Raw genomic sequence first — 14,403 nt, 5'->3', positions numbered from 1 at the left:
TCGCTTATTTAAAGTGTGAACTTAACCATTGTTTAGTTACTTCATCTAATGGTTTGTTATTTCTGCATACTTGATAATCAAGCTCTGCAATAATGTCATTTGTAAAGCGAAGTGAATCTAATGTTTTTATTTGTTCGTCAGTAAATAACGATTTTTTATCTTCAGGCATTAATAGAACTGCTCTATCAACAGCACCAAGTAAACCCTTAGGTTCTTTTATTTCTCTAATATTGTATTTGTAGTGCAAAAATTGTGGCTTCCATAATGGCACTATAAACCATTCGTTGTTTGCTACTGCACGTTCAAAAGTACCAAAACAATCTTCTTCTGTACCTGTATGAAATTTATAGCCCACGTTACTTAAGCCATATTCATCCATCATTTTTATTGAAAAACGTGTAATACCTGCTCCTAGGTTTATACCTTGAATATCAGGTTTCATTTTCGCAACAACATCTGGTTTTAATAAATCGCTTACTTCAGCGACTATACTTTCAGGAACATAATCAGGAATCCCCCAAAGTGCATAAGGTTCGTAATGTAAACCTAGCTCTATTAGCTGGATAACCTGCTCTACATCGGCTTTATATATACCGTGACTTGAAGGTAACCAAGCAGAAGAAAGTAAATCAACCTCATTAGATTTTAATTTTTTGAAATTACTCTCGTGAGCAGAATAAATACGCTCTACGTTAAACCCCATCTCTTGTAATATGTTTGTTACAAGAGATGCAGCAACATGATGAAAAGATAAGTCGGTAACACCAATTTTTATTGTAGTAGACATGAGTGTATCCTTAAATTTTTACTAAATTTATGTATTAACGATGAAGTCATTATTTTTGTACATCACCCTCGCGACGTGTTGGTGCATCAATCACTAAAAAAGTTAATGGGTGCTCTAAAATTTCTATTACTTGATGATTAACACCACGCCCCCAAAAAACCATATCGCCAGCACCAGCTTCAAAAGGCTTACCGCCATCAATACTGAAAATTCCACGACCGGATTGAATTGAAAGATAAGTAGATGAATATGCATGTCTGTGAATAGGAACAGGGTTGTAAACTCTAAATACACGAACACCTACTTCGGCATTATCAGCCAAACGTACTTCTACAAAAGGTTTTTCGCTTTCTTTAGGGAGAGATTTTATTGCACTTTGTACATCTAATTTACCTGATGATTGAGGTAAAATATGGGTTGTATTTACGGCGTATGCTGAATGTATAGTTAGTGCTAAAGTAAATGCTAATACATGCTTTATATATTTCATGATAAGTTACTCGTTTTACTTCAATTTGAAGGTCATAAAGTTAAATGAGCTCAATGACGAGATCATTTAAGTGGGTTACGTAATAGGTTACTGAAATTATTATTTAACTTGAGTTCGGTTTGAAAATTAGTTAACTCATTGAAAAATAGTTATTAAAACTTTGGTTTACTTCTAGCTGGATATCTTTACTTAATTCAAGGTAAATTTACGCGTCAATAGGTGGTCTATTGAAGTCAATTTAACGCCGAAGTGAGTAAAAATAGCTGCTAGAAGAACATTTATTAAGCCGAACTCAGGTTATTTACTATAACGAAAGCGCATTACTTTATATGGCGCTTTAGCTTTACCTAAACCTTGGCTAAAAGCAGGATGTTGGTGAAGTTGGTCTTGCGTTACGTATATCCAACCATTACTTATCGCAATGCTATCTGGCCAAGACAACGCTTTGTCTTGTACTAAAATTTCATATTTACCAGGGGTTGTTAAACCTACAGCATGATTTTCAAGGTCGGTAACTAAAATTCCACCGCCCGGAGCATATGCAATGCCGTCGCTTGGGTTTTTAGGACCAAATTCTTCAATTTTATTCGCACGACTTTTGTCCGACATCTTGCTATTTGCTAATGTGGATGCGGGTATACGATAAATTGTAGTACCAGTAAATGCACCGAAGTAAACCCATTCGCTTTTGTCATCTATCGCAATAGGGTTTAAACCAAAGCGTAGTTTATTGGTTTTTCCTTCGGGTGTTTTAGATGCTAATAAAGAGGCTTCAATAACAATATCAAAATCTTCAGGCATAAAGGTTTTGTGGCTTTCTAAAACACGTGTAGATTTACCTGTTTTAAGATCAACTACTATAATTGCGGGTTTAGTTGCACCCATAAAATTACCGAAAGACATATCTGCTATGTAGATATGATCACGTTTTTCGTCAATAACAAAGTCTTGAATAAACGAGTTAGCTAATAGTGCAGATTTATCAATTTTTATTGTGTTAACAAGGGTATTGTTTACTGAATCCCAAGCAACTAATTGTGCTGGTGTTTTGTCGCTGCCCATATCTAAAACCCAAACAACACCTTTACTATCACTATGCACACCAATAACTGAAGTAAAACCTACTTTGCCAATTTCAGGGCCATCAGCCCAGTCTGTAGTAGGAAAAGGTTGTTTTGCGCCGTTTGCCATCACTTCAACTACACGTATTTTGGGTCCATCTAATGGGTGCATACTTACTATCATACGTCCCGCTGGTGTAATAGTTATGCCACCACCTCGACTGTCTGTAAATTCTGTTGCTGTTTCTAATGAGCTAACTTGTGCAGCTTGAATATTAGGTGCAATTGCTGCTACTAGCGACAATGTTGCTATAGCGAATGTGTTCTTAATTAATTTCATGTGTGTTCCTGTTTGTATATACGTAAGAATTTAAAAGCCTGATAACACAATTTTGCCGATAGATGAGCCAGACTCTAATTCTTGATGAGCTGCTCTTAAGTTTTCAGCATTAATTTTTCCTAAGTTTTTACCTATCGTTGTTTTGATCTTTCCTTGGTCGATAAGCTCAGATACACGGTTTAATAACTTACCTTGCTCAACCATATCGTCGGTTTGGAACATTGAACGTGTGTACATAAAAGTCCAATGCAGCGATAAACTTTTCATTTTAAGTTTTTTAATATCAATCGCTTCAGGATCATCAATTAAAGCAATTTTTCCGAATGGGATAAGTTGCTCAACATAAGTATCTATGTACGCATCGGTATTATTTAAACTGGCTACATGAGTTAATGGACCAATGTTTAATGCTTCAATTTGTGGTGATAATGGCTTTGAATGATCAACTACATAATCAGCCCCTAAATCAGTAACCCATTGTTTCGAACTTTCGCGTGATGCTGTTGCAATAATCGTTGCATTAGTTAGTTTTTTAGCAAGTTGAATAAGTATTGAACCTACACCACCAGCAGCACCTACAACTAAAATAACTTCATCTTTTTGTGCTGGGTTAGACGCTTGTTGTTTTATTGCTAAATGTTCGAATAACATTTCCCAAGCGGTGATTGACGTTAAAGGTAATGCGGCGGCTTCAGCGTCTGAGATGTTTTTAGGTTTTAAACCTACTAGCTTTTCATCTACTAATTGAAATTCCGCATTGCTGCCTTGGCGTAGTAAATCACCTGCATAAAAAACGGTATCGCCTATATTAAAACGAGTAACGTCATTACCTGTTTCAACCACTTCACCGACAGCATCCCAGCCAATAACTTTGTAGTTATCATCTGTTGGCGCCACGTTTTGACGAATTTTATAATCAACAGGGTTTACTGCTATCGCTTTAACTTTTATCAGTAAGTCGTTACCTGTTGCTGTGGGCTTAGTTAATTCAATATCTTGTAAAGAGTCTGCATTGGTAATAGGTAATGATTCTTTATATCCGATCGCTTTCATTGTTTTGCTCCAAAAATGAGTAGGTATTTATTACGTTGGAGATATGATAGAGGTTAATTAGGTTTTAATGAATAGGGTAATTTTAGAATCATTGTCAAAAAATTATTGATAATGGTGGGCTATTACCCGCATATAATAAAAAATGTGGTGTGTCAGCCGCCACTAATTAAAATAAGTTTTCCGGTTTTAGGATCTTTATAAACTTGCCCTAGCGATTTCATACCGTTAGCTTTTGCATTGGCTGGATTTGCAAGTGACTCAGGCGCATCAACGAGTTCAGTTCCCGTTGTTACTTCTATTGCTTCGAGGACTTCGGTTACTTCTGTTTTATTAGATTCTATCGAGAACCTTTCTTGTAATTCTTTACTTTGCGCAACTAACGCTAACATTAAGCCGAGTGCAAAAACTAACATAACATCCATTATATTAGCGAAACCTGCAAGTGGGTCGGTGTCTTGTTCAGCAAATTGAGAAGACTGCCACGATGATTTATTAGACATAATATTCTCCTAAATTTACTTAGCAGTTGCAGAAGTGATTTTCTGCCATGTTTGATCGTACCAACGTCGACGAACACGTCCTAGGGTATAAGCCACTAAACCAATTAATAAACCAACTACCGTTGTGTCGAAAGCTACCGTGAGGGCCGTTGCTAAAATATCAATGTTGCCCGACCCCAACGCCGTTAACCCCGGACCTAAAGGGATCAAAGTGCCCATTAAACCTAAGATAGGACCTGAGCGAGCAAATAAGTCGATACGTTCTAAGCGTTTGGTGGCATGCGTTTGAAACTCTTGCTCAATTTCAGTGTGGTTTATTTTTAAGGTTGTAGTCGAAGTTTTACCTGCAACAGAAAGAGCCGCTTGGCTAAAGGCTTTTAAAATATAATAACGTTCAGCAAAAGCTAAACCTAGCTCCCATAAAACACCTATTACCGCCAAAGCTAATACTAAAATAACAGGGTAAAGTAACCAACCCACAAATTGGTGCAGTACACCTAATATCATTCCGTATTCTGTGTGCATGTTATTGCTCTCCTGTTGAAGATCTATGGGTTAAGCTTTTGGCTCTTGTTATTCCGCGGTAAAAACCGAACAGCATAAAAGTAACAAGTACTAGGGCTAGCCACCATTGCCATGTTGAGTTGTTTTCAGTTTCTGTTTTAATTTCAGCTGTTTCATCTGCTGGCTTTTGTTCGGCGTTAGCACTGTTAGAACTCTTATCTGTATCTGCGCTTTCTGGCGCTAGTTCTTCAGCTTTTAGTTTAAGCTCTGCGACACGATGAACTTCTTCAGGTTCAACTTGTGTATCGTTACCTTTAGCTAAGGCGATAACTTGCGCGAGATCTTGCCATTGCTCGGCAGATAAATGTTGCTCTAACCATGGCAACATAGGGTTGTCAGGATCTGAATGACCACTGCCTGGTAAACCATTGGCTTTTACTAAGCGTGCAAAGCTAGCAGCAAGTTGTTCAATAGTGGCTTTATCTGCATCCCAAAATCCTTTTTGAGCGGCCACTAACATAATCGCAAGCATGTTGCTTTTAACGTGTGCGTTGTGGCCTTTTTCTAAAAACTCATCTAATTGAAGATCGTAACGATCGTCTATGTAAACCGCTTTAACTTCTTCCCACGCCCAGTCACCCACTAAGGTTGGATTGGTTACTTGCCAGCCCCATAAGTATTCAAGAAACTCACTACCCATAGTACGAGCACCTGCATAGTCATGTTCCATTTGCGCTTTTAACCAAGCAGGATTTAAGAAGCGACCGCGAAGCTCTTGTCGAAGTGCTGGCCCTAAACGTTTAGTTTTTACGTTGTCAGGATCGGCATGATCAATAATATAATTCTTTGGTGGTTTACCCGTTAAGGTTTCTACCGCTAAGCTTAAGCCGCCAAGATAATCGAAAGCATCGTTGTTATCGATTAAGCCATAAAGGTTACTTGAACGACCAAAGTAGGTGTTTTCCACATCACTTAATACACGCTTAAAGGTGTTTTGTGCTGGCGTGCCAAACGATGATAATCCATAGCTGTGGCCTAAACGTCGGGTATAAACTTTAGCGAGTTCCTCTCGTTTTTCCCATGCACCCGAACGTTCCACTAAACGGTTAATACCTGCGCCATAACTACCGGGAGCATCGCCAAATACACGTAAACTTGCGCTAATACCAGCATCTTTAGCGTTAAAACCTGCGGCAAGTAACTCTTTAGCTTGAATCACCCAGTTAGCGGCCACTTGGTTAATGTTAAGTGATTCGTTACCACCTATGGCTTCTTTACCTAACACTTCTAATGCGTTTGCTAGTGGTAAACTTAAGGCTGGGTAGTCGGTTCTGATGGTATCTGCACTGGCATCTATCGCCATTAATGTCGCTTTGTCTAACATCAGCATTTGCTGACCGTATAAATCGCGGAATAAGCCTGACGTGGTGAATACCATATCGCGACGGACTCGGTTTTCTTCATCACTTTGGTTTTGCAGATCTTGACGCTTTAAGCCTTTAACTAAACCACGGCTGTTCCATACAGGTTCCAGTCCTAACATGTCTAAACCAAAGGCGATCATTACACCTTCATCACGCACTACGTCAGATGCCCAAAGAATTAACGCTTCACGTTTATCGGCTGCTTTTTCGTTATTTTCTCTTGCTGATTTTGCCATTTCTTGTCCAAGCTGCCATGCAACAGGGCTAGGAATTAATGAGCTATCAAGGGCATAGAAGTTACGACCTGTCGGTAAACTTGCAGGGCTTCTTATTGGATCGTTACCTTGACCCGGTGTGATAAAACCACCTTTTAAGCCATTGAGTAGGGCAGTCATTTCAGCTTGTGGCGAAGCGACTAATCTTGCTGTTATATCTTTTTTCAATACGCTATCTTGGCTGTCTGCCCGGGTAAGCATTGAATTCAACATCATTTCTACCGCATTTTCTTGCCAGTCTTTACCAAAAATATGTAAGCCTAATGGCATGAAACGTTCTTGTAAGTCGGTAAGGTAATGACCCACTTCATGCACCATCATATCGTCGTCAACTTCTTCAAAACTGATACCCATTACGGCAAGTTCAGCTGACATAGCTTGTGCGAGTTCTTCTTTGAGTTCGAGCTTGTCGACTTTCTCACGTATTTGTTTAACCAGTCTTGTGGCAACCACTTCGTTATCTGTGCCGTGGCTTGCTTCAAAGCTTTCTATTAGTTGTCTAAGTTGCAGTAACTCGTCGTAAAGTGGTGTGCTAGCAAGAGGTGGCGTTAGGTGATCTACCATCACAGCTAAACCACGACGCTTAGCTTGAATACCTTCGCCAACACCATCAACAATATATGGATAAACACCCGGTACATCGCCTGCGATAATACGTGAGTAATCGTCAGGTGCTAAACCTACAGAGCGGCGCGGTAAAAATTCGTAAGTTGAATGGCGACCTAAATGCACAAACGCATCGGCTTTAAATTTGTTACGTAAAAAGTGATAAAACGCTAAATATTGATGCGGTGGTGGAAAAGCTAAATTTGCGTGTAATAGCTCTTCGTTAATTTCCCAACCTCTTGGTGGTTGCGGACCAATAAATATATTGCCGAAAGTTAAACCGGGCAAAAGTAGCTCGCCATTAAAGGTCATTACTTTACCGGGTGCTTTGCCCCAGCCGCCTAAACCTTCAATGCCTGTTTTTTGTAGTGCGTCAATAATATTAGGCGCTTCACTCATACAGGTTTGTTGCTCAGGTGTTTTGATGACGTTTAAATAACAGGTTTCTAGTTGACCTAATAAAGCGAGTGCACGAGTGCGACCTTTGTGATCAACCCCTTCAAGTAAATGATGCATTTCTTCAACGGTATGATGTAGTGCATCTGACGCAAGCTTGCCTTTGTTTTGGCTAATTGCAGCGCTAAGTTGCTCGTGTAATAAACCAAATGGACCTTGCTCCATTTCGCGCTGCACACTAGCCGGTAAGGTTTCAAACCATGTGCTGTATTCTGTACTTGTCATGCGTTCAATATGTTGGCTCATGGAGGCTAGAGCGCCAGAGTCGCGCGGTAAATTTACACCACGATCTTGCATCATATCGAGTAGGTCTTCTTGTGATTTAGGTAGCTCGCCGGTGTTATAACCTGCGGCTTTTAATTGATTTAATATTTGCCATAACGATGCGGGAACATCTAAGTTATCGGCACCTATGTTGTGTCGTCCGGGAGGATGGTTGTAATAAATAATCGCAACTTTTTTATCGGCATTTTGTTTCGTTTGTAGTTGGTTCCAACGTTGTGTACGGGTTAATAACGAATGAATCGAGCTGGTTTCAGCGGTAACACCTTGTACACGAATACCTGTTAGTGGATCGTCGTTGGCAGCACCTGCGGTTGCTATTACTAAAGGTTGGCTAGCGCCTTGTAATTCAGGCATTGCTACTTGGTAATAAACTTTTTCTTGCGCTAATCCGTCTGATGAAAGCTGACGTTCAATGGCTGTTCGGTCACGTAGTTTTATGGCTTTAATTACCGGAACATTAAGTTGTGTGAGTAATTCAGTAACTTCTGAACGACCATCGCCACCACCAATTACAAAGTCTTGCAGCATGATCACGGCACTTAAACGATCTTTAATCGGCACTAATTGTTTAACCGCGTCTACACCAGCTTTACCCCAAGCGGCGATAGCGCCTAAACATTGATTGTTGTATTGGCTTGTAGCGAGATCACAAATTTCGCGAAGTAGCTTAGTATCAGCAGGTCGAGCGCCACCTGCGTGATCAATTATGGCCACAACGGGTTGCTGGTTAAGTTTTGAAAGTTCGGTATTAGTGAGTTGATTATAAAAGCTATTATTAATAACCCAACGTAATTCAGGTGTAGGAACAGGTGCTTTAATGTTTATGCTTTCGCCTAAGGCACTAAAAATTGAAGCGAACATTTCAGCGCTGTTGTTGGCACCGCCTGCTTTCCAGTAGCCACGAGCTTGTAACCATACTTTTTTACTGGGATATTGCTCTAATTGATCAGCAAGATCTTGAATGAAATTCTCACCGGGTTGATTCTTGGCTATTTCTCGCATTTGTTCAGCATCAGGAAATAGTGGCGAGTTACCAAATTGGCTTAATATAACTAAACGATGGTCGCTGTTTATCAGTAATTTAGGCTTTTTGAATTGTGTTAATAGCGACTTTAAATTGGGTACGCTGGCACCGTATAAACCAAAGCCTAAAATAGCTCGACTGTTAGTAATTAATACCGAACGTTCTTCGGGTGATAGTTCCCATAATTGCACATCGCTGCGCGCTTTAATGGCTAGCTGTTTTTGCTCGGGATGTGCGATATAAAATAATCTAGCGGCTTCTGCTATGGTTTCTGAGTTACGTTGCGAAACGAGTACGAGTAAATAATCGTCTTCAACTGCAGAGCAAATAGAAGAAATAAAGAGTAAAAATAAGATCAAAAAACGCATAAATTCTCAAAGCCAATTAAAAATAGGGGGAGAGAATTAAATAAAGAACAGCGCGTGTTTATTTGCCTCTAGAATTGAAGTAACAGACTAAGCTCTATATTCAGATTGAAATAGAGTAAAGGCTAAAAAATCTAGAAAATTGCTGTGCTAAATTGAGTATTCTCGCTCAAAACAGTAGGTATCAGCGTCATGTGTCTGGCTTATGTTATTGGAAATATAATATTTTCAATAACAAATACAGTTGCGAGGACAGCTCCAGATTTATGTTGTTAATACTGGATTCCATGAGGCACATTTAAATGATGAAAACATCAATAAAAATGAGCATGCTGAGACTTATGTCCTTTTTACAGACTGCAGCGAATATTGTCAATAAAGCTACTTTTACATTCACTATTTTAGTGGGTAAATGAGCCGATTAACCTTGTTATCATTTATTGTCTTATTTGTGTTTATTATTTTAATGATTTTTACAATTCGTTACATTAGTGACGTCGAAGTCATTATTTTTGTGATTTATTGTTTTTATTTGTTTTTGTTTTATCGTTTTGTTTAGTAAGGTTTTTATTTGTGTTGTTGCTATTGATGTTTTAACTTCTTTATTTTGTGTTATTGATAGACCCTTGACATAAAAATGATTCCGAAGTACAAATATGGGTAAGGGCAATAAATAACCATTAAAACAGCCCTATTATTGTTCGCACTTTTAACATGAACTTTTGTACTTATAATTTTAAGTAGAGGATGAGGAATAACACATGAAGCCAGTTACACGAAATAAGCTGTTAAAAACCACGCTAGCATTAGCTATTACTAATGCTTTTTTGAGCCAAACGGCTTTAGCTGAAGAAGCTAACGTGGAAAAAGAATCCCATAAAATTGAAAAAATTGTTGTTACCGCCAACAGACATTCACAAGACTTACAAGAAGTGTCATCTTCAATTACAGCATTGGGCTCAGACGATGTTGAACGTGCGGGTATTATTGATATAACTGGTTTACAGCAAGTTGTTCCTGGCTTAAAAGTAGGCAGCTCAGGTGGTGAAGTTAGACCGGCTATGCGTGGTGCTCGTACTAACGAAGTAGGGGTTGCAGGTACAGGTATTGCTGAGCAAATAGTCGGTATTTTCCAAGATGGTATTTATGTACCAACAACAACAGCGGGCATGGGGGCTTTTGTTGATATTGAACGTATTGAAGTATTACGTGGTCCTCAAGGTACATTGTATGGTCGTAATACCTTTGCCGGTAGTATTAATGTTATTACTAATCGTCCGAACATGGATGATATTGAAGGTAATGTTAAAATTACTACGGGCGCATACAACCGTAGTGCTTACGAAGGGGTATTAAATCTTCCTTTAACAGATAATTTGGCAACACGTGTTGTGGTTGCTTCAGATCGACATGATGGTTATATCAAAAACCACTTTTTATTAGGCCCTTCTGATGACTTGCGTGAAAAAAATTCTTTCTATGCGCGTTCAGTCACTCGATATGAACCAAGTAAAGATTTCAATGCGACCTTCCGTGTCGATTATTCTAAAAAAGATGCTAACTCTGAAGCTATTTGGGGCTATCAGCAAATAGCAGGCTATTCTTTAACAGAAACTAGCCCAGGCGTATACAATCCTAATGCTACGGTAACACCAGGTCATATTTATCAACGTGATGATGTTGAGCGCAATGATATTGGACCATACGACGTATACCGAAATGCTATGTCACTTGATAAGCAAGAAGCATTTTCTGCTACAGCAACATTAGAATGGTACACCGATGTTGCGGATTTTAAATGGACATCAAACTACTCTGAATTAAGTGGTAAACAGTTTTACGATAATGATTACAGTGATGGAGGGTTAGATTCGGTTGGCGGTTTTGGTCGCCAAGATGATCAAAAAACGATTTCAACAGAGCTACAAATCTCTTCAAATCATGAAGGTCCTTTACAATGGATTGCTGGTTTATACTACTTTGATCAAGAAGCTGACTGGGAATGGTTATCAAGTACAGATACTACAGGAAATGGTGTTCCAGATTCAATCGTTGTGCCTAGTTGGGGGAACCCTGATCATGACCCACATACGTCAGATTCAATCGCTGTATTTGGTCAATTACGTTATGAGGTATCTGAAGACTTACGTTTAGTGGGTGGTTTACGCTATAACAAAGATGAGAAGAGTTTTACAGGGGATGATATTCCTGATTGGGATGATTCAGCCGTATTGTGGAAAGCTGCTGTTGAGTTTGATCAAAGTGATGATTTAATGATGTACGCATCTGCTGCTACAGGTGTTAGAACTGGTGGTGCTAATGATGGTCGTGTTGTTTCTCGTGGTGCGGATCCGCTTTACGACAACGAAGAAGTTATGTCGTATGAAGTAGGGATGAAAAGTACCTTACTTGATGGCGAAATGCGTTTAAATATTTCGGCTTTCGTTAATGAATACGACGATGTTAAAGCACAATTATTTGCTGTTGCATGTAATGATATAACCACTAGCGATACGGTACTGCAATGTGTTGAAGCAGGTACAACACAAAGTTTTGAATATTATGAAAACGGCGGAAGCATTGAAACGAAAGGTATTGAGATGGATATGCAATGGTATCCAACGGATAACCTATCTGTTAATGGTACGTTCACTTGGTTAGATGCTGAATTTTCAGACGACTATGCGGTAGGTAATTCTCAATTACGTCCTTTATTAGGATTAGGCAACTTTGAAGGTCGCCAAGATATTAACGACAATAATAGTCAATTTAGTTTTGCTGGTTGGTCTCCTGCAATGGCACCTGAATACACTGTTGGTTTTGGCGTGACTTATGAAGTTGAATTAGATAATGGTGGATTTTTAATTCCGCATCTACAAGCGACATACTCTGACGATTACTATGCTTTTGATGTAAATACACCTGAAACTCGAGTTGATGCTCATGGCATTGTTAATGCGCGTTTAACTTGGATCATTAAAGAAGATTTACAAGTTGATTTCTTTATTAATAACTTAACGGATAAAGCGGTATTAACACGTGCTGTTGTTCATTCTCAACTTAAAGATGGTCAACCTATTAACTCAGTACAAGCTAACTGGAGCGATCCAAGAACATGGGGGGCAAGTCTTAAGTATTCTTTCTAATCCTTATTTAAAGTTTATTAGTTAAGCCCTTAAAAAACCGCAGAATACCTGCGGTTTTTTATGGAAAAAAGTTAGCGAGTAAATTAAATATAAGTCGTTAAAAAATAAAAATTTACGTTGCTTTAAAAATTATTACCTCCTCAACAATACTGATTTAATGGGAATGAATATGTCAAATACACTTGAAGTTGCTCATCAATTTTTTGATGCATGCGAAACTGGAAAAGGCTGGAATTTTTGTAGCAAATATTGTCATCAAGATGCAACCTTTTCATCACAAACATCTGCCTTAGAAGGTATAACGTCTCTTGATGTATATTGTGAATGGATGAAAAACTTATTAATTATAATTCCTGACGGAAAATATGAATTAAAATTTATTGCCGCTGATGAAGAACGAAATTGTGTCGCTGCTTTAGGAATTATTGAAGGTACCCACACTGCTGAAGGAGGACCTGTTCCACCAACAGGTAACTCTTTTATTGCTGATTATGCTTATAATATGGAATTCGAGAATGGACTGATCAAACACATGACAAAAATTTGGAATGACACCATTAGCGTACAACAACTAGGTTGGAGCTAAGCATCAGAGCAATGGTATTCTAAGTAATGCTATAAATGCTCTAGCGTAATCACTCGTCAATTTCAATTTGGCGAGTCATTATATAAAAAGTCACCTATATCGTAATTCTACGATTTATTTATTTCCTGTTTTTTCCATCTCTTTTATTTGTTTATGTATTTCTTCTGCTTCAACAGTTAATTCTGAGTAACTTTTTATGTCGCCATTTCTTTGGGCTTGCATAGCTTGCTCTAGTTTAGCTTCATAAAGCTTATTGAGTTTTTTGGTTGGGTCTGATTTAAATAGTGAAAACATTGAGTTTCTCGATAGCGGTAGTTAACTAGCAATACGATTGAATAACCATAATAGATTACTTATGGTGGAATTAAAAAGAATGGATCAGTTCTTTCTTTGATCTTCTCTTGAATTTTTCTTTGTGGTTTAAAATCGTTGTTTAAATAAGGGAGCTGTAAACGGCTAAGTTGATACTGAATTCAGCTGATTAACGTTATGTATCTTTCTTTCTCTTAATCTTTTCTCTGTGGTTAATAAATTTTTTAAAAAGTAGAACTTTTTAGGAGGGGAACTTAAATGTATATCGCGCTAAATTAAGAGCGATATACATGTAATACTGATTCAGTGTTTAGCTTACTTATACAAACGGATAACTCAGGTCGTATTGTTTGTATAAAGCTAACCAGTCTATTTGCAGTTGCTCTTCTACAATATGTTTATTTTCTATAGTCAGTACTGAAATAACGGGTACACGAATACGCTTAATTTTACCGTTATCAATATAGTCACCATCAATATGCCATTTTACTGCAAGTGAACTTTCTGCTTTATCAACACATATGTTTTCTAACTGGCAATAGCTGCGATTCATACGGTTATGTACTTTCAGTTGGAAGTCGCGTAGTTGCTTAAACCCTTCATGAGAGCCAAAGCCAGCTATTTGTATTTTTGCACTATCGCTATAAATATTTTTAAAGCTAGCGAGTTGTTTTTCTTGCCATATATTCCACCATTGATTTACCGTTTCGCTAATGCTGTTAGGTAAGTCGCATACATCGTTAGGCGTGGCATGATAACTTTTAGGGTGTAATTGATGATCAAACTGACTCAGTAATAAAGGATCAGGTGTTGGCAGCGCATCAATTAAAACACTAGGCTCTTGCTGTAATAATTTAGCAAGGGCTAAGGTATCTACTATACAATGCAAACGTTTAATGTGCTCGTTGTTATGCTCAAAGAAAAAAGTGATAGAAACGTTTTCGTTATTACTTGTCGATTCTTTCGATAGCTCTATATATAGCGCTGAAAAATTATCGCCCTGTATTTCTTGCTGCTTAGTTACTTGTAAAAAACCAAATTGCTCTAAGCTTTTAAGCCATAGCTTGTTTATTTGCATACTACCGTAAGCGGTGAAGTCGTGCTGTTTCCATGCCGTGCTGTGCAAAATACGAGACGATAACTGTGCTAAATCACCTTCGGTGTATAACGCGATAAGTTGATTAAACAT

General features: G+C 38.3%; 11 protein-coding genes. 2 read left to right on the top strand and 9 right to left on the bottom strand.

Annotation, left to right across the window (positions count from 1 at the left end):
• Positions 1–4 precede the first annotated feature (4 nt).
• The 7 genes from B0X80_RS11205 to B0X80_RS11175 all read right to left on the bottom strand — a co-directional run bounded on the left by B0X80_RS11205 (position 5) and on the right by B0X80_RS11175 (position 9,173).
• On the bottom strand, positions 5–787 hold the full coding sequence (locus B0X80_RS11205; protein WP_077340338.1) for a glycine betaine ABC transporter substrate-binding protein: 783 nt from the start codon (positions 785–787) through the stop codon (positions 5–7).
• Between the two features lie 49 nt (positions 788–836).
• Positions 837–1,277 (bottom strand): cupin domain-containing protein, encoded by a 441-nt coding sequence (locus B0X80_RS11200; RefSeq protein WP_077340336.1) that lies wholly within the window; start codon positions 1,275–1,277, stop codon positions 837–839.
• Positions 1,278–1,574: 297 nt separating this feature from the next.
• The gene (locus B0X80_RS11195; protein WP_077340334.1) at positions 1,575–2,678 is read right to left on the bottom strand and encodes an L-dopachrome tautomerase-related protein; all 1,104 of its coding nucleotides are present in this window, start codon (positions 2,676–2,678) and stop codon (positions 1,575–1,577) included.
• Between the two features lie 30 nt (positions 2,679–2,708).
• Positions 2,709–3,731, bottom strand: a complete 1,023-nt coding sequence (locus B0X80_RS11190) for a zinc-binding alcohol dehydrogenase family protein (protein ID WP_077340333.1) — start codon at positions 3,729–3,731, stop codon at positions 2,709–2,711.
• A 152-nt stretch (positions 3,732–3,883) separates the two neighbouring features.
• Entirely contained in the window at positions 3,884–4,231 is a 348-nt protein-coding gene (locus B0X80_RS11185; protein WP_077340331.1) for a DUF2149 domain-containing protein, read from the bottom strand.
• Positions 4,232–4,246: 15 nt separating this feature from the next.
• Complete coding sequence (locus tag B0X80_RS11180) at positions 4,247–4,756, bottom strand: MotA/TolQ/ExbB proton channel family protein (protein WP_217697145.1); 510 nt, start codon at positions 4,754–4,756, stop codon at positions 4,247–4,249.
• A gap of 1 nt (position 4,757) precedes the next feature.
• Complete coding sequence (locus B0X80_RS11175; protein WP_077340329.1) at positions 4,758–9,173, bottom strand: cobaltochelatase subunit CobN; 4,416 nt, start codon at positions 9,171–9,173, stop codon at positions 4,758–4,760.
• Positions 9,174–9,931: 758 nt separating this feature from the next.
• Between B0X80_RS11175 and B0X80_RS11170 the strand changes: the two genes are divergently transcribed.
• On the top strand, positions 9,932–12,316 hold the full coding sequence (locus B0X80_RS11170; RefSeq protein ID WP_077340327.1) for a TonB-dependent receptor: 2,385 nt from the start codon (positions 9,932–9,934) through the stop codon (positions 12,314–12,316).
• A 169-nt stretch (positions 12,317–12,485) separates the two neighbouring features.
• Positions 12,486–12,902, top strand: coding sequence for an ester cyclase (locus B0X80_RS11165; RefSeq protein WP_077340325.1), 417 nt, complete (start codon positions 12,486–12,488; stop codon positions 12,900–12,902).
• Positions 12,903–13,016: 114 nt separating this feature from the next.
• Here the strand turns inward: B0X80_RS11165 and B0X80_RS11160 are convergent, their stop codons facing one another.
• The gene (locus tag B0X80_RS11160; RefSeq protein WP_077340323.1) at positions 13,017–13,196 is read right to left on the bottom strand and encodes a DUF6435 family protein; all 180 of its coding nucleotides are present in this window, start codon (positions 13,194–13,196) and stop codon (positions 13,017–13,019) included.
• 337 nt (positions 13,197–13,533) lie between these two features.
• Positions 13,534–14,403: a nuclear transport factor 2 family protein gene (locus B0X80_RS11155; RefSeq protein ID WP_077340321.1), complete on the bottom strand. Its 870-nt coding sequence runs from the start codon at positions 14,401–14,403 to the stop codon at positions 13,534–13,536.

Source organism: Pseudocolwellia agarivorans (genome assembly GCF_002000085.1).
GTDB classification, from domain to species: domain Bacteria; phylum Pseudomonadota; class Gammaproteobacteria; order Enterobacterales; family Alteromonadaceae; genus Pseudocolwellia; species Pseudocolwellia agarivorans.
This window is presented reverse-complemented; position numbering and strand designations above follow the sequence as displayed.